Consider the following 23,657-nt stretch of genomic DNA (forward strand, 5'->3'; position numbering starts at 1 on the left):
TATAGTTCTAAATCTGCCTTTTTTAACTAAACTAGGTAGAGAGGCTGTACAAAAAGGGGGACAAAATCATGGTAAGAAAAATGGGGGTCTTTGCGGTTTTGGCCTTTTGTTTATATGGGTTGTTTATTTATTGGTATTTATTTCATTTTTCTGAATCAGCATTACCTTTTGAATATCAAGGGTCAAAAGCAGATCCATCTACCTTTCTAAATGGAAGAGAACTAGATTTGAGCGAGGAGTATTCGAAAATCAGAAATCTTTTGTTTTTCTTATCTACTCCAATTGAATGGCTTTTCTATTTTTTAATTTTATTATTTGGCCTTTCCAAAGCGTTCAAGCGCTGGGCAGAGCAATCATCAAAATATAAGTTCTTACAGCTTTCAATTTATTTAATTTGGTTGTCTTTTTTTGCATTTATTGCCACATTTCCTTTAAGTTATATCAGTTATTCTTTATCTAAAACATATCAAATATCTACGCAATCTTTTGCTTCGTGGATGAAGGATGAATTAATTGATTTTTGGATTAATTATGGAACTTGGTTAATAATTGTTCCGGTTCTTTATTGGCTAATGAAAAAGAGTCAAAAGCGTTGGTGGCTTTACGGCTGGTTATTGTCTATTCCTTTTACCCTATTTATGATGTTTTTACAGCCTGTTGTCATTGATCCTTTATACAATGATTTCTATCCCTTAAAGAACAAGGAATTAGAGGCGAAAATTTTGACACTTGCTGAAAAGGCAGAAATACCTGCCCAGCACGTTTTTGAAGTGAATATGGCTGATAAAACAAACGCTTTAAATGCTTATGTAACGGGAATTGGCTCTAATGCCCGAATAGTCCTCTGGGATACCACCTTAAATAGACTAAATGATAACCAAATTCTATTTATTATGGCCCATGAAATGTGTCACTATGTCGAAAAGCATATCTACTTTGGAATTGGCGGCTACCTGCTTCTTTCATTGTTGGGGCTGTATTTAACCTATAAACTGATGAATTGGGCTGTAAGGCGATGGGGAAAGGAACTTAAAATAGAAGATGTAAGAGATATTCGATCCCTGCCATTATTTTTCATGATTATATCGATGCTCTTATTTGCTGCTAGTCCGGTATCCAATTTTGTATCACGGTATCAGGAAATGCGGGCTGACAAGTATGCGATAGAGATGACCAAAAATCCAGAGGCGGCCATTACATCTTTTCAAGAATTAACCCGCTCCGGTCTGAGTGAAGTAAATCCGCCCGTTTTGGTGAAAATCTTCCGGTATACACATCCATCGATGCTTGATCGTATATCCATGCTGGAAGAGTACGAAATTGAGCATCGTAATAAGTAAGGAAATGACTGAAGATGAGTGACTCGTCTTCAGTTTTATTTATAATATAAGAATTTATAAGTTTTGACATTGAAAATTGTCCAGCTCCAGCGCCCGTGACCAGGGCGCTGCCGCTTTTCTTATTCCAAAAAAACAACCGCCTTGCGGCGGGCGGGTTAAATAGTTTTATGAACCGAATCGTTTGTTAATTTTCCTTAGTTCATCAGATAAAGTGTGAAATTGTTTTTTGTCACGGCAATCAATGGCCTTGTCAATGTTCCTTAACAATTTTTCCTTCTCAATCGTTAATTGGATTTCTGATAAAAGCATATCGATGTATAAATCTTGGACAAAGTTCTCTTTCATACGGGTTCGTTTCATTGCACCGGTTTTCATTAATTCTGAATATGATTTCTCCTTCACGAACATCACCTCTGATGCTTTTTTTTATTATATGGAGATTTAGCAATAATATCAATATTATTTATAATTTTCTGATAATATTATTCTTGACATCAACTTTGTGAATAAATTAGTAACAATTCAAAATATTTAAGATGTAAAAAAATAAAAGTGGTAAGATATGGATGGTTATTTAAAATGTAAAGGAGTGGAATGAAAGTTGAAACGAAAACAAATCGGAGATTATATCATAAATTCTTGTACAAGGTATATTACACCGGTGGAATATGGGAATAGTATATATTCCCTTATTGGTGAAATCGATGACGAATTTCTGTGTCCTGTTAAACCAACTAGTATTGTTCAAAAAAGCTGCGCTTATTATGGTGTCGATTTTGAGAGCCGGAGGAAGGGAACGAGACTCTTAATTAACTATTCGAGAAAACTCCCACTAATTATCGAACCTATTAACCAAATATACACTTTTTGCACAACTTCACCAGATAATCTTAAATGTACTTGGTTCTTCCTTTCGCATATTAAGAATTATCAGCGTGTTTCAACGCAAGAAACCCGCGTAATTTTTTCTGACGATCAATCAAAAACTTTTTTAGTGTCTCCTAATATGTTTGATAAACAAAGGTTAAAAGCTTGTCATTTGCAATTGGAGTTCATAAAACGAGTTGATTATAGTAAGAAAAAACTTTCTTATGTGCTTTATGGCCCTAAAGTATCAAAGGCTTCGGAGAGCAGCGAATTTTATTTAAAAGATTCAAAATGATTTCTTATCGGGACAGGTGTTTTTTTAAAAAGTATGCTTCCATTAATTCCTGAACTTTATTTCGTATCCTTGGATTAAAGTAATTATGGTTTTCTTCATAGCCATTATAAATAAACATATACATGGTAAAAGCATCGTCCCGTTTAGTTTCAATTACTTGTAGTTTATTCTTTTTCATATACTGTTTTACCTCTGCTAATTCCTTCTGAACATCTTTCATCGTGTCTTCAATTAATTTCAAATAAGGGATTTTCAATTTAAAAGGACTATTATCCACCACCACTAAATCACGATTTAAGATAATAAGAACCATTGGTAAATAAATGGCCTTTTCCAATATGTCACGATCATGCTCAGGGATTCGGGTCATCTTATCATCTACACCTTTCTATATATAAACGAACAAATGTTCCTTTTTATTTTACAAAAAAGAGTTCATAAAAGCAATAGAACACAAATTTTGCAAAGCTCGTCAGCTGACGAGCTTTCTTTATTGCAATTTTGAGGTAATATATGAGAAAGTTTTTATTAATAGAAGGATATTTAGTAGGGGAAAATGAATTAAATGAGGAAACCTTATGAAAAATGAACGTCATATAGTGCTATATGAAAAAAATAGAGGACGAATGGGTGATAAACGATGAGATCTGATAGACACCAAAAGAAGAGAAGGAAAAGATGGCCGACCATTTTGCTTGTCATTTTATTGCTTATTGGAGGAACGGCAGGCTATGCTTATTTTCAATATAAACAAGGAGTGAATCAATCATTAAAAATGCTAAATAAGGATCCGGAGGAAAATGATGTTGTTTACACATTTGATGGTCAGAAGGATCAGTATGGTGATACGAATATCTTACTGCTTGGAAGTGATGCTCGAGAAAATGAGAAAACATCTAGGTCAGATACGATAATGATTGCCCATTATAACCAAGAAAAAGGAACCTTTAAACTTACTTCTATTATGAGGGATAGTTATGTGGATATACCAGGACATGGAAAGCATAAAATTAATTCTGCCTTTGCACGTGGAGGTCCAGAATTAATGCGCCAAACAATTAAAGAGAACTTTGATATCGACCTTCAATATTATGCAATAGTTAACTTTCAAGGCTTTGTACAATTAATAGATGAAGCCTTTCCAAAGGGTGTAGAAATAGATGTAGAGAAAAAAATGTCCGAAAATATTGATGTAACACTAGAACCGGGTCTGCAACGGTTAAATGGTGAACATTTATTAGGTTATGTTCGGTTTCGTCATGATGCAGTTGGAGATTTTGGACGAGTCGAACGCCAGCAAAAAGCAGTTAAAGCTATAAAAGAGCAATTGGGTGGTATACAAACCATAACCAAGATTCCAAAATTAATTGGTATTGTTTCACCGTACGTTAATACGAATATGAAAACCTCGGATACAGTTTTTATGGCAAAAGATTTCCTTTCAGACAAAAGAGGAAGTATCGAAACACTACGGATTCCCATCGAAAATAGTTTTACTGAACCAAAGATAAAAGGGGAGGGATCCGTTTTGAGAATGGATATTGAAAAAAATAAAGAAGCACTCCATAAATTTATTACACAATAAAGAGAGAGCAGTAAAATAAAGGAGAAAACGGCATGGACTTCGAATCATTAAAAGCTTGGTTTACACTTGAACATGTAATGAGTCTTATACAAGAATATCGGGCCCTTGGACCGATTCCAGGCATATTGTTGATCGTCATTGAAGCATTTTTGCCGTTTCTTCCTCTGTTCGTTTTTGTAATGGCGAATGCCAGTGCGTTTGGACTGTGGTTAGGCTTTCTATATTCATGGCTGGGAGCTTGTCTTGGAGCGTTTCTCGTTTTTTTCTTAGTCAGAAGATATGGGCAAAGAAGGTTATTATCTTTTATACCGAAGCATCCAAAAGTCCGCAAATTAATGGACTGGGTGGACCGACATGGATTTAGCCCGCTTTTTTTATTACTATGTTTTCCGTTTACTCCTTCGGCTGTTGTAAACATTGTCGCAGGCCTTTCAAAAATTAGTTATGCCCAATACATGCTGGCAGTGGGCATCGGGAAAATGGTGATGATTTTTACCATTAGCTTTATCGGCTATGATCTCCATTCATTAATAACAAAGCCGTTTCGAACAATTATTGTTTTGTTTGTTATATTTATTTTATGGTTAATAGGAAAAAGAATGGAAGTAAGAATGAATAAGCACATGGAAACTGACCATAATGGAGAAATAGAGAGACATAAAGAGATGGAGAAACGGAGGAGCTTCAATGAAAATTGAATGGAAAAAAGAAGGACTAGAATGGGTTAAGGCTTTTGCCATAGGAATTATTATTTTTGCTTTTATTCGTACTTTTTTCTTTTCCAATTATGTTGTTGAAGGCGAATCGATGATGCCGACACTTCAGGATGGAAATAAACTGGTGGTTAATAAACTTGGTTATCAAGTGGGAGAGTTAAATCGATTTGATGTTATTGTGTTTCACGCCAATGCCAAAGAGGATTTTGTCAAACGTATTATTGGATTGCCAGGTGATAAACTTGAATATCGTAATGATCAATTGTATATTAACGGACATAAATATGAGGAACCCTTTTTAACGATTTATAAACAAAAATCACCTGGTGTTAAGATAACTGGAGATTTTAGTTTGAAGGAAATTACGGGTGAAAATACAGTTCCTGAGGGCAAATTATTTGTTCTGGGAGATAATCGGCTAGGAAGCTGGGACAGCCGTCAATTTGGATTTATTTCTGCAAGTCAAGTGGTTGGAAAAGTGGATTTGCGTTATTGGCCATTGAATGAGATGGATGTACATTTTTAAACGATAAAAGGGTAAACACGATTCTAAAATCGTGTTTTTTTTAATACTCGCTAAAAAACAATTTCCATTTTTGGTTGGAACCTTCCTAGTAAAATACAAACGTTTGTACTTGTTTTATGATAGAATGAAAGATACGGAGTTTGCATGAAAGTGAGGTATCCCTATGTCATTAAGAATGATCATTGGGCGGTCAGGAAGCGGCAAAACAGCCATGGTTCTTGACGAAATAAGGGGAAAGCTAATCGAAAATCCAGAGGGCAGCCCGATCATATATATTGTTCCCGAGCAAATGACATTTTTAACGGAATATCATTTGGCTGCTGATTCCCGCATTGGTGGAATGATTAGGGCTCAGGTTTTTAGTTTTTCTCGCTTAGCGTGGCGGATCCTGCAGGAAACAGGGGGGATTAGCCGTATTCATTTAAGCAGTGTTGGTATGAATATGCTAATTCGTAAAATCATTGACGAACAGAAAGAAAATTTAACTATTTTTCAACGGGCAGCAGATAAAAATGGTTTTATTCAACAAATAGAACAAATGATTATAGAATTCAAGCGATACTGTTTGAATCCAAGTGATCTGATTCATGGTTCAGTACAGGACGGAAAACAAGATCAAACTTCTTCAAAAGCATTACAAGATAAATTAAGAGATTTGGAAATAATTTATACAAAATTTGAGGATGAAGTCTTTGGTAAATATATTGATTCAGAAGATTATTTCCGTCTCTTAGCAGAGAAAATTTCCGCCTCTACATACTTACAACAGGCAGAAATTTATATTGATGGGTTTTACAGTTTTACACCACAGGAATATCGTGTCATTGATGAATTGATGAAAAGTTGCAAAACAGTTTCTATGGCGATGACAACAGACCGATTATATTTGGATGAAGTACCTGATGAACTTGACTTGTTCCGTTCATCAGGTGAGACATGTTACAACATCTATACTTTAGCAAGGACAAACGGCATTCAACTGGAACAGCCGATCATTCTAAACGAACCAAAAAAATGGAATCACTCTTCCTTATTGCACTTAGAGGCTAAGTTTAATGCGCGCCCTGCAGCTGTCTTCCATGGTGAGACCATGATTCAAATAGGCCATGCCGTTAATCGGAGAGCCGAAATAGAAGGCATTGCCAGAGAAATCCGTGATGTTATTCGGAAAAAGGACTATCGGTATCGAGATATTGCCTTGTTAATTAGAAATGGCGGGGTATACCATGAAATCATTGAACCGGTTTTTGACGACTATGATATTCCGTACTTTATTGATCAAAAACGGACGATGCTTAATCACCCGCTTATTGAGTTCATTCGCTCAAGCCTTGAGGTAATTAACTCTTATTGGCGGTATGAACCTGTATTTAGAGCAATTAAAACAGAACTACTATATCCCTTAGAGGAAAACGCCTTTAAAATGCGTGAAAAGATGGATAGACTGGAAAATTTCTGTTTAGCCTATGGAATCAAAGGCAGTAAATGGACGAAAAAGGATCGCTGGATTTACAAACGCTTTAAAGGTCTTGAAGCAACTGCCAATATTCAAACGGACGCGGAAAAAGAGTTGGAGCAAGAATTAAATAATTTAAAGTTGATGGTATCAGCCCCTATTTTACGGCTGTCCAGAAGGCTGAAAAAAGCAGATACAGGCCGTAAACTTTGTGAAGCGATTTACCTATATTTAGAAGAATTAGATATTCCCGAAAAACTTGAAAAGTGGAAAATAGCGGCTGAAGAAAAAGGAAAGCTTGTCCAAATGCGTGAGCATGAGCAAGTTTGGAATGCTGTTATTGATCTGCTTGATCAGTATGTTGAAATATTAGGGGAGGAGCAGGTCACATTAAAGGAATTTGCCGCTATATTAGAAGCAGGCTTTGAATCATTGTATTTTTCTCTTATTCCTCCAGCCCTTGATCAGGTATTAATTGGGGATTTAGAAAAATCGAGATTAAATGATATCAAAATTGTTTTTGTAGTTGGCGTGAATGAGGGCGTTTTGCCGGCTAAAATCTCTGATGAGAGCATTCTGGCTGAAGAAGAGCGTGAGTTATTACTATCCTCAGGGATTACGATTGCACCAAGCAGCCGGACACGTCTTCTCGATGAGAATTTCCTTGCCTATAAAGCCTTTACGGCGCCAACAGACAAGCTGTATGTTAGTTACCCACTTGCCAATGATGAAGGAAAAGCATTAATTCCTTCATCGTACATTAAACGGTTTAAGGACATGTTCCCGGATGCCTGTGAAGCCCACTATGTAACAGACCCTTCAGAACTAGATGAAATCGGGCAGTTAAGTTTTGTATCTAATCTTACGGCATCACTTTCCTACCTCAACTCTCAATTACAATGGAGGAAGAGAAGTTATCCAATTTCTAATCTTTGGTGGGATGTATATAACTTCTATCTGAAAAGCCCGTGGAGAAGCCAGGCAGAAAAAGTATTTTCAAGTCTCTTTTATTCCAATGAAACTGTCCAGCTATCCCAAGAGGTGTCCGATGAGCTATATGGGGAGACAATACAAGCTAGTGTTTCAAGGATGGAATTATTTAATGGATGTGCCTTTTCTCATTTTGCCCAGCATGGACTCAAACTAAGGGAGCGTCAAATTTTCCGCTTAGAGGCACCTGACATTGGAGAACTATTTCATGCGGCATTAAAACAGATTGCTGATGTTGTTAATGAACGAAACTTGTCCTGGGCTGAGTTAACACCACAGCAATGTGAACACCTTTCAAAAGAGGCAGTTAAGACATTAGCACCTAAGCTGCAAAATGAAATATTACTAAGTTCGGAGCGGCATCATTATATTCAAAGAAAATTAGAACAAATCATAACCCGCGCTTCACTTGTTTTAAGTGAGCATGCCAAAGTAAGCGGGTTTTCACCGATTGGTTTGGAGTTGGGTTTTGGGACAAATGCTGATCTCCCGCCATTAACATTTTCTTTGAAAGATGGAAAAAGAATGGAATTAGCAGGCCGAATTGACAGAGTCGATAAAGCAAAAGCAGATGATGATAGTGTCTTTTTACGAGTTATTGATTATAAATCCAGTGAGAAGGATGTCAATTTAACTGAGGTTTATTATGGTCTTGCCTTGCAAATGTTAACCTATCTGGATATAGTCATGACCCATTCTAATGAATTAGTAGAGCTGAAAGCGACCCCTGCAGGTGTCCTTTATTTCCATGTTCATAATCCATTTATTAATTCTAAAAAAATGTTAACCATAGATGAAATTGAAAAAGAAATAATGAAAAAATTTAAGATGAATGGTTTAATGCTGAGTGACCAAAAGGTTATTCAACTCATGGACCAAACATTAGAATCAGGAGACTCGCACATTGTAGCTGCTGGTATTAAGAAAGACGGGAATTTATCAAAAAAATCAAAGGTTGCAAGTTTAGAAGAATTTGATAATCTTAGACACCATGTTCGTGATTTATATCAGCAAACCGGCAATGACATTATAAATGGGAAAGTGGATATTGCACCATATAAATTGAAGGACAAAACCCCCTGCACATTTTGTGCTTACAAGACTGTTTGTCAATTTGATGAATCTATGGCAAGTAATCATTTTAGGGTACTTACACCTCATTCCAAGGATGATATATTAGACATCATCAGAAAGGAGCGGAATGTAGATGAATAACTTTATAATCCCTCCGAAACCAGAGGGGGTGACATGGACGGACGATCAATGGAAAGCAATTGCAGCTAAGAATAAGGATATTTTAGTCGCAGCTGCAGCTGGTTCAGGGAAAACGGCCGTCCTTGTGGAAAGAATTATTCAAAAAATCATCTCAAAGGAAGAGCCAATTAATGTTGATGAATTGTTAGTTGTTACGTTTACAAATGCCTCCGCTGCAGAGATGCGCCACCGCATTGGAGAAGCATTAGAAAAGGCCATTGATCAGGATCCCAACTCAAAGCATTTAAGAAAGCAGCTTAGTTTATTAAATAGGGCTTCTATTTCAACGTTACACTCCTTTTGTATGGAAGTAATCCGTAAATATTATTATTTAATCGATATTGATCCCGGTTTCCGAATCGCTGATGAGACAGAAGCACAATTAATAAGAGATGAAGTAATGGATGAACTGTTTGAAGAGGAATATGGAAAAAAGGATAACGAGCCATTTTTTAATTTAGTAGATTCTTTCACAAATGATCGAAGCGATGCGGCCTTAATGGATATCATTCGTTCCATCTATGACTTTGCATGTTCGAATCCGCTCCCTGACGACTACTTACAATCGATCGTTTCTATGTATGATGTGAAAAATATAACAAAATTAGAGGAACTTCCCTTTATTCAGTCCTTGCTATTTGATGTTAAATTACAATTGGAAGCTGCGAAGGAAATGATAAGGCAGGGTCTCGAGCTTACCAAACTTCCAAACGGTCCAGCACCAAGAGCGGAAAATTTCGTGGATGATTTACAAGTAATTGAAACACTAGTGTCGGCACAGAAGGACTCATGGACCACATTATATCAGGCGATGCAAACATGGGCTTTTTCTCGGGCTAAACAAGTCAAAGGGGATCAATTTGATAAAGAACTAACAGAGAAAGCTCAAAAGTTGAGGGACAAGGCCAAGAAGAAAATTCAAGATATTAAAGAGGAGCTTTTTTCCAGAAAACCAGAGAACTTTTTGCGAGATATGGAAGAGATGCATCCATTAATAGAATCCCTCATTTATCTTGTAAAGGAATTCTCCATTCGTTTTGAAAAGGTAAAGAAAGAGAAGGGTCTAGTTGATTATGCGGATTTAGAGCATTATTGCCTTGCCATATTAACAGAAGGTGTCACTTCAGAAGGTGAATTTCTTCCATCAGAAGCAGCCCTTTCATACCGCAATCATTTTCATGAGGTCTATTGCGATGAGTATCAAGATACGAATATGGTGCAGGAAACGATATTAAGGCTTGTTACAAAAGATGATGAACAAGCGGGCAATCTGTTTATGGTCGGGGATGTTAAGCAATCAATCTATCGTTTTCGATTAGCTGAACCCCATCTTTTTTTAGCAAAATACAATCGCTTCACAGTTGATGGCAATGGGGGAGGACTCCGAATTGATCTTGCCCGAAACTTTAGAAGCAGAAAAGAAGTACTTGATGCCACTAACTATTTATTCAAACAAATAATGGGTGTTAAGGTCGGAGAAATTGAATACGACGAAGCGGCAGAATTGCGGAACGGTGCTCCATATCCGGAGGATCAGCCATTTCCAGTAGAATTAATACTGATTGACCAAAAGGTTGGGAATGTAGAATTGCCAGCAGATATAGACTCGGAAAGTGAATCGGAAGCCGGCGGATTTGATAAAGTCGACATGGAGCAATCGCAGCTGGAAGCGAGAGTGATGGCAGCTAAAATTAAAGAATTAATATCAAGTGGTGCGCCTGTTTACAATTCAAAAACCAAATCTGAAAAACCACTGATGTATCGGGATGTGGTCATTCTCCTTCGTTCGATGACCTGGGCACCGCAAATTATGGAGGAATTCAAGCAGCAAGGAATTCCTATTTATGCCAATTTATCAACAGGGTACTTTGAAGCAACTGAAGTATCCATTATGATGTCGCTCCTTCGAGTGATTGATAACCCATTCCAGGATATTTCATTAGCTGCCGTGTTACGTTCACCAATAGTTGGTTTAAATGAGGAAGAATTAGCAAGGATCCGTATATACGGGAAGCGTGGTTCCTATTGGGAGGCGGTATCCGCCTTTTGTTTGAGTCATGCTGCGGAAAAACAAGAGTCCTTTTATGAAAAAGTACGCAATTTTTATGATTTATTAAGAAACTGGCGGACAATAGCAAGACAAGGGTCCCTATCAGAGTTAATTTGGCAGTTATACCGTGAAACGCAATTTTATGATTTTGTCGGTGGTCTGCCCGGTGGGAAACAGCGCCAGGCCAATTTAAGAGCCTTATATGATCGAGCGCGTCAATATGAGCAAACCTCTTTCCGGGGATTATTTCGATTTTTACGGTTTATTGAACGGATGATTGAAAGAGGAGACGACCTTGGGGCCGCAAGAGCACTTGGTGAGCAGGAGGATGTCGTTCGCATAATGACTATTCATAGCAGTAAAGGGCTGGAATTTCCAGTGGTCTTTATGGCAGGAATGGCAAGGCAATTTAATATGATGGATATTCGCAAACCCTATTTGCTGGATAAAGAATATGGCTTTGCAGCAAGATATGTGAATGCTAGGAAACGTATTACCTATCCATCGCTTCCACAAATTGCTTTTAAGCGAAAAAAGAAAATGGAAATGCTTGCAGAGGAAATGCGTGTCTTATATGTCGCAATGACAAGAGCAAAAGAAAAGTTATACATGATTGGCACATTAAAAGATGTAAGGAAAGTAACTGACCAATGGAATGACGCTGCTCCCCATTCAGAATGGCTGATAAAGGATTTCGAGCGAGCATCGGCCATGAGTTACATTGACTGGATAGGTCCTGCTCTTATCCGTCATCAAAACGGAAGCGAATTAAGGGTGACACTGGAAACTTATGTGGATATTCCAACAGAGATTAGGAACCACCCATCTTCCTGGAAAATAACTACTTTAAATGCGGATGATATCAGAAATCAAGAAACAGCGATTGTGGATGAGGAGGACCACTTCTTAGAAAATGTTCAGAGATCAGAACTAATCCCAATTGAATCAACATTTGCGGGAGAGATCCATGATCGTTTAACATGGGAATACCCATTCCAACAGGCTGCTATTCATCGTTCCAAACAGTCAGTAACCGAAATGAAACGGATGCGGGAAACCGCTGATGAGCATGGTAGTACCGACCTCATCCGACGCTTTCAAAAATCCATTTTAAAGCGTCCCAAGTTTATGCAGGAAAAACAATTGAGCCCCGCCGAGCGAGGGACGGCCATGCATATGGTGATGCAGCATGTAGACTTGTCTAAACAAATAACTGAAGAATCTATCGAAGAACAATTAGAATGGATGATTGTCAATGAGTTGTTAACCCCAGAACAAGCAGGGGGTATTGACCGTAAATTGATTGTTCAATTCTTCCACTCGAATTTGGGGGAAAGATTTTTCCATGCCAAATCCATTCATAGAGAAATTCCTTTTACACTCTCATTGCCTGCAAGTGAGGTGTACCCTGATTGGAATGAGGCAGACGAGTCCATCTTCGTCCAAGGGATTATTGACTGCATGATTGAGGATGAGAATGGTCTAGTCTTAATTGACTATAAAACAGATGGAATAACTAATCGTTATAAAGGCGGTTTCCAGCAGGCTAAACCCATCCTCGAGAAGCGATACAAAATGCAGATTAACTTATACACAAAAGCCATCGAACAAATTTGGAAACGAAAAGTTACAGAAAGATATTTATTTTTCTTTGACGGTGCCCATATTTTAAAGGTGGAAAAAGAATAACAATAAAAAATGACATAGACCATGGATGGTTTATGTCATTTTTTAATTGTTTCCCACAATCGGCTGATCAATTAAATTAGTGTCAAGAACATTGGTACCGCTCAACCCGGTATTGGTGACTATGAATCCGCCAGTATTAAATCCACCAGAGCCGGCATACGTTTTCGAACCAGTCTTTGGGGAGATATAAACAGTATCACCGAATTGTACAATTCCTCCACTTACATTTACTATTTGAACTGGACCAAGAATAGCTGGCATCAAAAACATCCTTTTCTTGTTTCTTTCGAGATATTTGCTTTTGCAGTACTATATGCGGTTACGCCATGTCCTGTTCATGGCCATGTGGAAGAAGCTGACGTATGTGCTTAACTCTTGCCTCCATGGATATATGTTTACTGTTTCCAACATGTAAAATAGAAGAGGAGGATACACCAATTATATCGATTGTTTGTACCTTAATTAATGGTTTGGGATTATGGGTTCTGATAGAAAATGCTTCCTCTATTTGCGGCAAAGGAATAGGTTCGGAAAATACACGATAAGCAGCAAAACTGCCTTCATTCCCAAGAAAAATTTCTGCTTCCCTTTGAACAGCAATAGCCCGTGATAACCCATTAATAATGCATGAATCGCCTAGTTGGATAATGGAGGCAAAGGATGCAATCTTTACAGCGATTTTGTCAACATAGGAAGTTCGTTGAAGCATGTTTACGTCCCTTCCGGTGCTAATGGAACAAAGGGTCCAATTATTAATGATTCTGCAGGTGTATCAAAAGTAGAGGACAATTGGATTGTTTCTGTATCGCCGACCAACACCAACGAGGAACTGGCTACCCCTGTGATTCTAATGTCTCCAACGCAAACATCCCTGTTATAAACTTCAAAATTCATTACTCTTCATTCCCTTCACATGTTCAGGCAGATGAGTTAAAAAAGCATTCACGCCATTTTGAATTTCCTGTTTTAACGCTTCTATAATAAGATCATTCGTATCTTCTTTAGGCTTTTGAGAAGGATTTTGGGCAGTTTGAGCTTTTAAATGATAGTCAATCCTGTTAGGAAGCTGTTTGATGATATCGTCTTTTATGAAGGCTAAATAGGTGTCTCCTGGTTCCATTCTTAGTTGCTTTTGGGTCTCTTCTATAATTCGAGGTAAATCTGTTTCTAGATATTGATAAACGGCTTCTTCTATTTTCATCGATCTTTGCATCAGGTCTTTTGGAGTAAAGGGGGTATTTAGTGATTGATTTTGTACCGCGAAATCCTCAATTCCTGACAAGTCGTTAGGATTTAAGCCAATGTTTAATGTCCCCTCGAGTGTTTCCACCTTCAATTGATCAAATTTATATTCAATCCTATCTACACGAATTGCCTGCTTTTGGCTTAATTGTTTAATTTCCTCAGCCATTTTGTTGATGGTTGCTTCCAAAGACAATATTCTTTGTTCTTGTGCTTGTATACACATTTGCAGCCATTGAAAGTATTGATTCATATCTTGATACATTTTATCACCTCACTATTTACTCCTCTTTTTCCTAACTAACCAGTTTAATAATCTCCAAGTTTTTCATGAAAGTGAATCATGCCAACTGACTAGATTGTGTCCTCCTTACAGGAGCCTGCAAGGGCACAGCAGGAGCTTCAAGTAAACCAGTACTTTGAGCCCCTGTAAATGGTTTAGCTGCTTTTGGAGCCGGCCCAATAAAACCTCCTGTATTGTATAGATTCGCCTGTGGTTTTATTATTCCCGCACTGCCAATTTGCAGAACGGAAGAATTAGTTATACCGCCAATTTTGATGAAATTTATTTGAATGGACTGCTGAATATAAAAATTCATGTTAGACCACCTATTTGTTACATATTAAGAAGGTTGGCTGAATCAATCACGTCTGGATCATTTGTATTAGTATTACTTACATTGTTACGAACATTTAAAGATTCACCGGTATTAAACGATCCAGCTCCAGAGAATGTTTTGGCATTCGAAAATGGCATGATTTTGTAGACATCACCAATATGGAAAACGGAGCTGTTTCCTAAAGAAATAACTTGTGCAACCCCAACAATTGCTGGCAAGAACAACACCCTCTTTATCTATACAGTTTATTACCTTTCTCTATAACGTCTGCGGGAATAAGCCTAAAAAGAGGATTCCTGGGCTTCCCTTTCTTTTTCATGTTATGTATAGGCGGCAATAATGTGATTCCATCGCCCAAAAAACTTTGCGATGGATGCAGCCGCCATTGATTATGATGGATTGTTCAATTTATAGAAACATTTACTCAAGTTATCTACTTATACTGAATTACTTATTTCGTATTTTTACTATACCTATGGTATGATAGTTTCAATATGGAACGAAATACATAAGGAGGCGTTAAAGTGATTCACGCACATATTACAGCATGGGTTTTAGCATTAATTTTATTTTTTGTTGCACTCTCATTAATAAAAAGTGGGAAAGTAAAAGGAGCTAAAGTAGTTCAAATGATTTTGCGGGTTCTATACTTGCTGATTATTGGTACTGGTTTAGGACTTCTTTTTTCTGTGTACAAAATTGACGTTTGGTATATTTTAAAAACAGTTGTCGGACTATGGGTGATTGCACTATTTGAAATGATCTTGGGACGAGTAGCAAATAACAGAAATACTTCTGTATTTTGGATTCAGTTCGTTGTGGCCTTGCTGCTTGTATTATATTTAGGCTTTATTAAATTACCTATGTCTTTTTTACATCCTTAAAACTCCAAATAATTTCAACAGGGCTGCCCGATATTCTTGGCAGCTCTTTTATTTTGCATTTGATAGTGAAAACAGCGTGACAACTATTGCTCCTGGTTTTAATATTAAACTATGGAGAGAGGAGAGGATAGAAATGCTAGTGAAGGTATTTGCAAATCTTCGGGAAATTTGCGGCGGAGTAACGGTTGAGGTTCAGCCTGATGGTAATCGAGTTATCGATGTTTTAAATAAAATGGTAGAAATGTTTCCTGAATTACAAGCTGAGATTTTTACAGTAGATAAACAGCTGCTTCCATTTGTTCATGTATACGTAAATGGCAGAAATATCATTCATTTAAGCGATTTGCAGACAGAAATAAATGAAGCAGATCAATTTGCGCTTTTCCCTCCCGTTGCAGGTGGTTAATATGGCGATAAGGGATTTGGAATTCCGTGGAATAAGTAAAGAACATCTCGGTATGTATTTTGAAGAACTTGGTGCTAAGCAGGCAACAAATACTTTTCCCTATGTTTATTCAGCCGAGGGCTGGAGCGGCGAAATTTTATCCGAAGAAGAAATCTCCTTTACAGCTGTTTTTACAGTGAATGCTGTGGTGGTTCGTTTTATAGCAGAGGATGAGGATTCTCTTAATCTTTTGATCAAGAATTACCGGTTCAAAACAACACGAATTGGCGGTTAATAAAATGAAAGGCATCTGCTACTATACGCAGATGCCTTTGTTTATTATACTAATTGGCTTTCCGAATCGATAATACCTAATTCACGAAGTTTTTGTTCTGTGACTAGACCATCTTTCCAGCCGCGGACTTGATAGTATTCTTCGAGCATAATATCCATCCGGCTTACATGTCCGGCACTGTTTCCAGTTGCAGGTTCTTCTGTAAAGCGTTTTGGAAGGAAATCATCTTCGCGCTTATCAAAGCCAGCAAGGTTATTGTAATAACGCTCTAAATTATAAATTCTCTCCCCAGCCTTCATAACATCATCTGCGGTCATTGGAATGCCAGTCATACCACTGTACTGCTCAGCATAATGCTCCGCATTTTCTGAGAAAGATGAGAACTTACAAATATTCATAGAATCTGAGAATGCTAACATATCTTGGAATATTTTTAAAAGTTCGCCCTTACCTTCTGGTTTTAATCTGTCAGTTGGTTCTGGAATCCCAGCAATTTCACTCGCGACTGTATATCCGCGTAAATGGCAGGCACCACGGTTACTAGTTGCATAACCAAGTCCAATCCCTTGGATACCACGTGGGTCGTAAGCAGGTATTGATTGCCCTTTAACAGACATGGATAGTTCTGGTGCCCCCCAAGATGCTGTTGCACGTGCTGGACCTTCAGCAAGAATGCCCCCAAAGCCTTCACGGTAAGCAATTTTTCTTGTCAGTTCAATCATGGAATCGGCATCGCCCCAGATGAGCTCTTCGGAAATAATCCCTTTCTCATAGGCTTCCATTGCAGCAGAGAAGCAATGTCCTAGTTCAATGGTATCAAGACCATATTCATTGCAGCGATCAATCATATAGGAAATAGCTTCGGCATCACTTAATAGACAGTTGGAACCAAGTGACCAAGCTGATTCAAATTCGATACTTTCAACACGAGTCTTGTATTTGCCATCTCTTACTTCAACTTCGATTTTACAGCCTACGGGACATGCATGACAGGTATTATTAGCAACGCGTAAGTGGGTATTTACATATTCGCCACTGTGCTTTTCAGCTTCATCCCAATGAGTTAACTGTGAATTTTTTGTTGGAAGTGCGCCAACTTCATTAATTAAATTAGTTAACACGTTTGTACCGTAAACAGATAATCCGCCTTTATTCGGTGCGGTTAAACCACCGTCTAAGATGGCTTTTACAGCCTTTTTGTTCGCTTCTTTATATTCTGCATCTAATTTTGGTACTGGCATATTCCCTTTTTGGGCTGCTTTGATAACAATCGCTTTTAATTTTTTATAGCCAGCAACCGCAGCTGTTCCCCCACGGCCGGCAGCTCGATCGTGCTCATTAATAAATGAGGCAAAACGAACAGTGTTTTCACCAGCTTGACCAATTGTCATAACGCTTAGGTCTTTTTCTCCGTATTGGTCTTTCATCGCTTGAATAAATGCTCGTGTACTTGTCCCCCACAAGTTTGAAGCATCGCGAATCTCAGCTTTCCCATCTTCAATATAAAGATAAACAGGTTTATCAGATTTTCCTGAGAAAATAAGATTGTCAATTCCAGCCCATTTTAACCGAGCAGCTGTCCAACCGCCGATATGAGAATCGGTAACCGTCCCTGTAAGTGGAGATTTTGTCACCACACATAGACGTCCGCTCATGGAAGAACGTGTACCAGTAACAGGACCAGTCATAAAACATAGAATGTTTTCAGCAGATAATGGCTCAACTTCAGGGCCGTTATCAAGCACATATTTAACACCTAGACCGCGGCCGCCTATGTACTTTTTGGCATCGCTTTCATTAATTCCACGGTAATTCACTGTTCCATTTGTTAAATCAACTAACACTTCCTTGTTTTTAAAGCCGCCAATATTCAAAGATATCCCCTCTTTCATACTTACTTTATATAAATCTATTTACCTAATTTTCATTATACACTTTCTGAAAATTTTTTAAAATTAAAAATTAGTAAGGATTGAAGAAAATAATTTGATAAAATAAGAGGGAAACTTGGGATTGAATAGATGCTTAGAAAAGAGGAAGTTTATGAATGATATGGAACGGTATTCAAGACAAATTCTTTTTAAGGAGATTGGTGAAGCGGGTCAATTAAAGATAATGAACAGTCGTGTTGTCATCGTTGGGGCAGGGGCATTAGGGACGGTGATTGCAAACCATCTTGTCCGCTCAGGTGTTGGATATGTTAGATTGATTGATCGTGACCTTGTCGAAATATCAAATCTCCAGAGACAGACACTATTTGATGAAGAAGATGCAAAATTAAATTTACCAAAGGCGATTGCTGCCAGAAATCGATTAAATAAAATAAATTCTACTGTTACGGTTGAAGCAGTGATCGCCGATTTAAATCTTGATAATGCGGAAGAATTATTACCAGGTTTTGATGTGATTGTAGATGGTACGGATAATTTCATGACACGTTTTTTGATTAATGATGTAGCCGTAAAATATAAAACTCCATGGGTACATGGCGGTGCAGTCAGTTCAAGAGGTATGTTTGCGGTAATTAAGCCCGGTGCAACCCCTTGCTATCGTTGTCTATTTCCACACGTCCCAACTACGGCGGGTGAAACGTGTGATACGATTGGGGTATTATCACCATTAACAGATATCATTGGTTCCTTTCAAGCTATGGAAACGATTAAACTTTTAGTTGGGGCAAGCACCACACCCAATCTTGAACAAATCGATGTATGGGATCATTCCACCATGCAGATGGATATATCACAGGGTAGAAATCCTAATTGTCCTACCTGCGGGCAGGGGCAATATGATTTTCTAGACCGATTATCTGAGCATCAGGTAGCATATACGACCCTATGCGGACGCGATACGGTTCAAATTAATCCAAGGCAAAAAGGGGAGTTGGATTTAAAAAAGACTGCCGCTAACCTTAAAAATAGCGGAAGAGTTTCAGGAAACGAATTTTTACTTCGCTTTTTTCCGGAAGAAGACATCTCCATTGTTGTTTTTAAAGATGCCCGTGTATTAATTCACGGCACAAATGACGTAATAAAAGCTAAAATGTTCTATTCGAAATACATCGGTAGCTAAAATTGTTTAAATAGAAAAAGGGATGGATGGTTCCATCCCTTTTTCTTATGAAATCATTTTTTCAATGACTAAACGTTTGCCGGTGTTTAAGGTGAATTCAAACCGGTCATTAACCTTCTCATAATAACAAAAATGATGCTGCACATTACAAATTTGTTCTTGATTATCAAAAACCATAAAATTTACCCCATCTTTCCGATTTTCGTCGGAGAGGAAGGATAAATGGTTATAACAATAGATGCAATCATAAATGGAGAAGTTTAAAGAATTTAATGTGGTCACAAACTGGAAAAAGGCATCGTCATTAATTCCTTCCAATAGTCTTTCCAGTGAAAAGACTAAGTGCTTCCTCATTCTAATCGTGTCATGGTCACGAAGCATAATGGCTTCCTTTCCACAATGAAGTTTCCCAGATTCATTCATTATGCCTTTTTTCCAGCGGTTTAACCGAAAAATTTCAATTTCTTGATGTATAAAATCATCTAACATAGTTGCTTCTTCGGATTCCTCATCAAAAAATATCCATTGATCATTTATTTGTTCTACTGTTCCTTCATTATAGGCCCTTTGTTGAAGATCAAATAGCCGTAGTCGTTGTTGTCGATCCATTATTAACCTCCGTACCCATTGGCTTTCATTTTTCTTTTTAGACATAATCTTGGCATTTTATAACCAAGTAATATTTAAATATTAAGTATAAAAGGGTATTACCAAGGATTGCGCTTAAATTTGGTAGAAGTGCATTTCTAATTTAGGACAATTAACCATTTAATCTGGGCTGAATAGTATAGAGCATGCAGTAACTGTTCAGTTATTAATTGGTAAAGGAGTGAGATGCGAATGTGCGGAATCTCGGGATGGGTAGATTTTGATAAAGCGATGGGAAGTGAAGCAGAGACCCTAAATAAAATGGTGAATACCTTAGCCAAAAGAGGGCCCGATGCAACGAATATCTGGTACGACACACATGTTGGTTTTGGGCATAAGCGGCTGATCGTTGTCGACCCTGAGGGGGGAAGGCAGCCGATGTCCAAAGATAAGCAGGGTTCTAATTACACCATTTGTTACAATGGGGAATTATACAACACGGAAGATATTCGCAAAATTCTCCTTACTAAAGGATATTCTTTTAAAGGTCATTCTGATACAGAAGTACTGTTAACTGCCTATATAGAATGGGCAGAAGAGTGTGTAAATTATTTAAACGGAATCTATGCATTTGCTATTTGGGATTCAAAAAGAGAACAACTCTTTATCGGACGAGATCGTCTGGGGGTAAAACCGTTATTTTACACCGAACATAAAAAAGGTCTCATCTTTGCTTCGGAAATCAAGGCAATTCTCGCCCATCCGGAAATGAAGACAGAGATTAACCAAGAAGGCCTTGCAGAAATTATTGGGGCAGGTCCATCACGGTCACCCGGTTCAGGAATTTTTAAAGGCTTAAAAGAACTGAGACCTGCACACGCATTAACATTTTCTAAAAATGGCTTGAAAATTTGGCGCTATTGGAATGTGAAAAGTGAGGAACATAAAGAGAGTGTGGAGGAAACAGCTGAAAAAGTTCGTTACCTAGTGACGGATGCCGTAACAAGACAGCTGGTTTCGGATGTCCCATTATGTACATTCTTATCTGGCGGACTTGACTCAAGTATCATTACAGCGATTGCATCAAAGGGATTTGCCGGGCAGGATAAGGGGCAGCTTCATACTTATTCGATTGATTATGAAGGGAATGACCAATATTTTTCCTCAAATGAATTTCAGCCTGATGCAGATGGTAAATATATCGAGATGATGACCGGCCAATTTACAACACACCATCATTCTAAAACCATTTCGCAGACACAATTAGTTAATGATTTAGTTGAGGCCACACATGTTAGAGATTTTCCAGGAATGGCAGATGTAGACTCATCCCTGCTGTGGTTTTGTAAAGAAATTAAAAAGGATTTTGTTGTGAGTCTATCCGGTGAGTGTGCTGATGAAATTTTCGGAGGATACCCATGGTTTCATCGTAAACAAGATTTAGAGAGGCCTGGTTTTCCGTGGATGCGTTCAGTTCATGAACGGCAGAATTTATTGAAACCTTACTGGCGGGATCAATTAAAATTGAGTGAATATTGTTTGGAACAATACCGTCAGGCGATTGCCGAAACACCTAGATTAGAAGGAGAAAGTGTGGAGGAGGCAAAGCGGAGAGAGTTATTTTATATAAATATGACTTGGTTTATGACTACTTTACTTGATCGAAAGGATCGAATGAGTATGGGGGCAAGCCTAGAGGTAAGGGTGCCGTTTGCGGATCATCGCCTTGTAGAATATGTCTGGAATATCCCATGGGAAATGAAAATGTACCGAGGCAGGGAAAAAGGCATTCTTCGTAAAGCCTTCGAGGGAATTCTTCCGGAGGAAGTTCTCTATCGAAAAAAAAGCCCGTATCCTAAAACACACAATCCCGAATATACAGTGGCAATCCAAAATTTAATGTCTACTATATTACAAGATAAAACTTCGATTTTACATGAGCTTTTCCAAAAGGAACAATTGGTGAGTCTTGTAGAGTCGGGAGGGAATTCCTTTCAGGAACCGTGGTTCGGCCAGTTGATGACAGGACCACAATTGTTGGCATACCTTGTGCAGCTTCACACATGGGTGAAAGATTATAATATAAATATCGTGAAATAGTCATAATTCTAAAATCCCTAAAAATACACATTAAATTTGGAATAAAAACGTGATTAGATTAAAATGGGTAGTGGGAAGAGGGATATGACCCCCTTCCTTTTTTAGAGGAGGACAAGCTATGAGAAAAATTTTATTCTTACTGATTATATTTTTATTATTTTCATCACTTCCTGCACAAGCTGCTGTAAAAAAAGAAACACGGCTGTGGCAGGACGAATCTGTTTACTCGATCATGGTTGACCGTTTTAACAATGGAGATTTATCAAATGATATCGATTTGAATGCAAAAGATCTCCATTCATATAATGGCGGCGATTTTCAAGGAATCATTGATAAGCTGGATTACATACAGGATATGGGCTTTACAGCGATTCGCTTAACACCGATTTTTGATAATGTGCAAAATGGCTACCATGGATTTTGGGTGAAGGATTTTTATAAAACGGACGAGCATTTTGGCTCAATTAAAACCTTTCAAAAACTTGTAAAAGAAGCACATAAGCGGAAAATGCGGGTTATCGTTGATTTTGTTACAAATAACACGGCTGCGAATCATGCTTGGGTATCTGATACTGCGAAACAAGATTGGTTTCATCCAAAACAAGAAATTACTGATTGGAATAATTCTGAGCAGCTTGAAAATGGCTGGGTCGATGGATTGCCCGATCTAAATCAGGAAAACCCTGAAGTAAAAAAGTATTTGGTTGATGCAGCCAAATGGTGGATTAAGAAAACAAACGTAGATGGATATAGCTTGCCAGAGGTTAATCATGTTCCATTAAGTTTTTGGAAGGAATTTTCCAATGCGATTAAGCTAGAAAAGAAGGACTTTTTCTTAATGGGGATACCATCACAACAAACTGTGATTGACTTTAAAAGCTATCAAGATGCCGGTATTGACAGTTTATTTGATTATGGTCATAGCAGCCAATTAAGAGAAGCCTTTGCCACAACGAAACAATCTTTTAAGACTCTTAATATTAAGGATGAACAAAAATCGGAACTTATGGCGCATTTCCTTGATAATGAATACACACCGAGATTTACAAATGATATTGTCGCCCAAAGACAATTCCCTGGTTCCCGTTGGAAAACGGCTTTAACCTATCTTTATACAACCCCGGGTATTCCTCTAGTTTATTATGCGTCTGAAATTGCGTTAATAGGTGGAGATGTTCCTGACAATCGTCGGCAAATGAACTTCCGAACGGAAAAGGAACTGATTGATTACATTACTAAGCTTGCTGAATTAAGAAACAAACTGCCATCTTTAACAAGAGGAACAATGGAAAAACTTTATGATCAAGGTGGAATGGTTGTATATAAACGTGAATACAAAGGGGAAACGTCCATTATTGCAATTAATAATTCGACCAAATCCCAAAAAGTAATTTTTACGGATAAGCAAATAGAGGATAACAAAGAACTTCGCGGTTTACTTGCAGGAGATCTTGTTCGCAGTCGAAATCATCAATATATTCTCATTGTTGATCGTGATTATTCCGAAATTTATGTTCTTGCAGATAAGACTGGAATTAAGATGGCATACCTTGTAGCGATCGGTATAATTATCCTTTTATCATGTATCTTCCTTTTCTTTATTATCAAAAGAGGGAAAAATATGAACCAAGAATAGGAAGCATCGGCGGTTATACTCCGCCGATGCGCTTTTCTTTTTATTAACATCTTTAAGAATTACCTGG

The 23,657-nt window shown here is 37.8% G+C and carries 23 protein-coding genes; 13 read left to right on the top strand and 10 right to left on the bottom strand.

The genetic code is table 11. The annotated features are described in order from the left end of the window. Positions 1-68 precede the first annotated feature (68 nt). The gene (locus AC4E8C_RS06410) at positions 69-1,340 is read left to right on the top strand and encodes a M48 family metallopeptidase (protein ID WP_490211174.1); all 1,272 of its coding nucleotides are present in this window, start codon (positions 69-71) and stop codon (positions 1,338-1,340) included. A 165-nt stretch (positions 1,341-1,505) separates the two neighbouring features. On the opposite strand, the gene AC4E8C_RS06415 is transcribed toward AC4E8C_RS06410, so the two are convergent. Next, a complete protein-coding gene (locus AC4E8C_RS06415; protein ID WP_490211175.1) occupies positions 1,506-1,742 on the bottom strand; it encodes an IDEAL domain-containing protein in 237 nt (78 codons plus the stop codon). A 199-nt stretch (positions 1,743-1,941) separates the two neighbouring features. Between AC4E8C_RS06415 and AC4E8C_RS06420 the strand changes: the two genes are divergently transcribed. Next, on the top strand, positions 1,942-2,502 hold the full coding sequence (locus AC4E8C_RS06420) for a competence protein ComK (protein ID WP_490211177.1): 561 nt from the start codon (positions 1,942-1,944) through the stop codon (positions 2,500-2,502). A 4-nt stretch (positions 2,503-2,506) separates the two neighbouring features. Here the strand turns inward: AC4E8C_RS06420 and AC4E8C_RS06425 are convergent, their stop codons facing one another. Continuing rightward, complete coding sequence (locus tag AC4E8C_RS06425; protein ID WP_490211179.1) at positions 2,507-2,872, bottom strand: YhjD family protein; 366 nt, start codon at positions 2,870-2,872, stop codon at positions 2,507-2,509. Between the two features lie 270 nt (positions 2,873-3,142). Between AC4E8C_RS06425 and AC4E8C_RS06430 the strand changes: the two genes are divergently transcribed. The 5 genes from AC4E8C_RS06430 (at position 3,143) to addA (ending at position 12,768) form a co-directional block, all read left to right on the top strand. Further along, positions 3,143-4,087, top strand: a complete 945-nt coding sequence (locus AC4E8C_RS06430) for an LCP family protein (protein WP_490211181.1) — start codon at positions 3,143-3,145, stop codon at positions 4,085-4,087. Positions 4,088-4,119: 32 nt separating this feature from the next. Beyond that, on the top strand, positions 4,120-4,785 hold the full coding sequence (locus AC4E8C_RS06435; protein WP_490211183.1) for a TVP38/TMEM64 family protein: 666 nt from the start codon (positions 4,120-4,122) through the stop codon (positions 4,783-4,785). Then, positions 4,775-5,329, top strand: a complete 555-nt coding sequence (lepB, locus tag AC4E8C_RS06440) for a signal peptidase I (protein ID WP_490211184.1) — start codon at positions 4,775-4,777, stop codon at positions 5,327-5,329. The genes AC4E8C_RS06435 and lepB overlap by 11 nt, the downstream gene beginning before the upstream one ends. A 163-nt stretch (positions 5,330-5,492) precedes the next feature. Then, entirely contained in the window at positions 5,493-8,990 is a 3,498-nt protein-coding gene (gene addB, locus AC4E8C_RS06445; RefSeq protein ID WP_490211186.1) for a helicase-exonuclease AddAB subunit AddB, read from the top strand. Then, the gene (gene addA, locus AC4E8C_RS06450) at positions 8,983-12,768 is read left to right on the top strand and encodes a helicase-exonuclease AddAB subunit AddA (protein WP_490211188.1); all 3,786 of its coding nucleotides are present in this window, start codon (positions 8,983-8,985) and stop codon (positions 12,766-12,768) included. Before addB ends, addA begins: the two co-directional genes overlap by 8 nt. Before the next feature lie 42 nt (positions 12,769-12,810). On the opposite strand, the gene AC4E8C_RS06455 is transcribed toward addA, so the two are convergent. The 6 genes from AC4E8C_RS06455 to AC4E8C_RS06480 form a co-directional block, all read right to left on the bottom strand. Further along, the gene (locus tag AC4E8C_RS06455; RefSeq protein WP_490211190.1) at positions 12,811-13,029 is read right to left on the bottom strand and encodes a spore germination protein; all 219 of its coding nucleotides are present in this window, start codon (positions 13,027-13,029) and stop codon (positions 12,811-12,813) included. A gap of 58 nt (positions 13,030-13,087) precedes the next feature. Then, positions 13,088-13,477: a spore germination protein GerPE gene (locus AC4E8C_RS06460; protein WP_490211191.1), complete on the bottom strand. Its 390-nt coding sequence runs from the start codon at positions 13,475-13,477 to the stop codon at positions 13,088-13,090. Between the two features lie 2 nt (positions 13,478-13,479). Continuing rightward, a complete protein-coding gene (locus AC4E8C_RS06465) occupies positions 13,480-13,662 on the bottom strand; it encodes a spore gernimation protein GerPD (RefSeq protein ID WP_490211193.1) in 183 nt (60 codons plus the stop codon). Beyond that, positions 13,652-14,275, bottom strand: coding sequence for a spore germination protein GerPC (gene gerPC, locus AC4E8C_RS06470; protein WP_490211194.1), 624 nt, complete (start codon positions 14,273-14,275; stop codon positions 13,652-13,654). Before gerPC ends, AC4E8C_RS06465 begins: the two co-directional genes overlap by 11 nt. A gap of 76 nt (positions 14,276-14,351) precedes the next feature. Next, the gene (locus AC4E8C_RS06475; RefSeq protein WP_490211196.1) at positions 14,352-14,609 is read right to left on the bottom strand and encodes a spore germination protein GerPB; all 258 of its coding nucleotides are present in this window, start codon (positions 14,607-14,609) and stop codon (positions 14,352-14,354) included. A gap of 17 nt (positions 14,610-14,626) precedes the next feature. Further along, positions 14,627-14,848, bottom strand: a complete 222-nt coding sequence (locus AC4E8C_RS06480) for a spore germination protein (protein ID WP_490211198.1) — start codon at positions 14,846-14,848, stop codon at positions 14,627-14,629. Between the two features lie 306 nt (positions 14,849-15,154). On the opposite strand from AC4E8C_RS06480, the gene AC4E8C_RS06485 reads away from it, so the two are divergent. From AC4E8C_RS06485 to AC4E8C_RS06495, 3 genes are all read left to right on the top strand, one after another. Next, positions 15,155-15,514 carry a YisL family protein gene (locus tag AC4E8C_RS06485; RefSeq protein ID WP_490211200.1) on the top strand — a complete coding sequence of 120 codons (360 nt, stop codon included), beginning with the start codon at positions 15,155-15,157 and terminating at the stop codon, positions 15,512-15,514. Positions 15,515-15,647: 133 nt separating this feature from the next. Next, positions 15,648-15,920 carry a ubiquitin-like small modifier protein 1 gene (locus AC4E8C_RS06490; protein ID WP_490211202.1) on the top strand — a complete coding sequence of 91 codons (273 nt, stop codon included), beginning with the start codon at positions 15,648-15,650 and terminating at the stop codon, positions 15,918-15,920. Position 15,921: 1 nt separating this feature from the next. Beyond that, positions 15,922-16,194 carry a MoaD-like domain-containing protein gene (locus AC4E8C_RS06495; protein WP_490211204.1) on the top strand — a complete coding sequence of 91 codons (273 nt, stop codon included), beginning with the start codon at positions 15,922-15,924 and terminating at the stop codon, positions 16,192-16,194. Between the two features lie 44 nt (positions 16,195-16,238). Here AC4E8C_RS06495 and AC4E8C_RS06500 read toward each other — a convergent pair whose 3' ends face one another. Then, a complete protein-coding gene (locus AC4E8C_RS06500; RefSeq protein WP_490211206.1) occupies positions 16,239-18,068 on the bottom strand; it encodes an aldehyde ferredoxin oxidoreductase family protein in 1,830 nt (609 codons plus the stop codon). A 169-nt stretch (positions 18,069-18,237) separates the two neighbouring features. Here AC4E8C_RS06500 and AC4E8C_RS06505 point away from each other — a divergent pair, with 169 nt between their 5' ends. Then, the gene (locus AC4E8C_RS06505; RefSeq protein ID WP_490211208.1) at positions 18,238-19,266 is read left to right on the top strand and encodes a ThiF family adenylyltransferase; all 1,029 of its coding nucleotides are present in this window, start codon (positions 18,238-18,240) and stop codon (positions 19,264-19,266) included. Positions 19,267-19,311: 45 nt separating this feature from the next. Here AC4E8C_RS06505 and AC4E8C_RS06510 read toward each other — a convergent pair whose 3' ends face one another. Further along, positions 19,312-19,875, bottom strand: coding sequence for a DUF2777 domain-containing protein (locus tag AC4E8C_RS06510; RefSeq protein WP_490211210.1), 564 nt, complete (start codon positions 19,873-19,875; stop codon positions 19,312-19,314). 231 nt (positions 19,876-20,106) lie between these two features. On the opposite strand from AC4E8C_RS06510, the gene asnB reads away from it, so the two are divergent. Then, positions 20,107-21,954: an asparagine synthase (glutamine-hydrolyzing) gene (gene asnB / locus AC4E8C_RS06515; RefSeq protein ID WP_490211212.1), complete on the top strand. Its 1,848-nt coding sequence runs from the start codon at positions 20,107-20,109 to the stop codon at positions 21,952-21,954. A gap of 118 nt (positions 21,955-22,072) precedes the next feature. Next, complete coding sequence (locus AC4E8C_RS06520; RefSeq protein ID WP_490211214.1) at positions 22,073-23,590, top strand: alpha-amylase family glycosyl hydrolase; 1,518 nt, start codon at positions 22,073-22,075, stop codon at positions 23,588-23,590. Positions 23,591-23,657: the final 67 nt, after the last annotated feature.

The organism is Neobacillus sp. SRL179 (genome assembly GCF_984799095.1).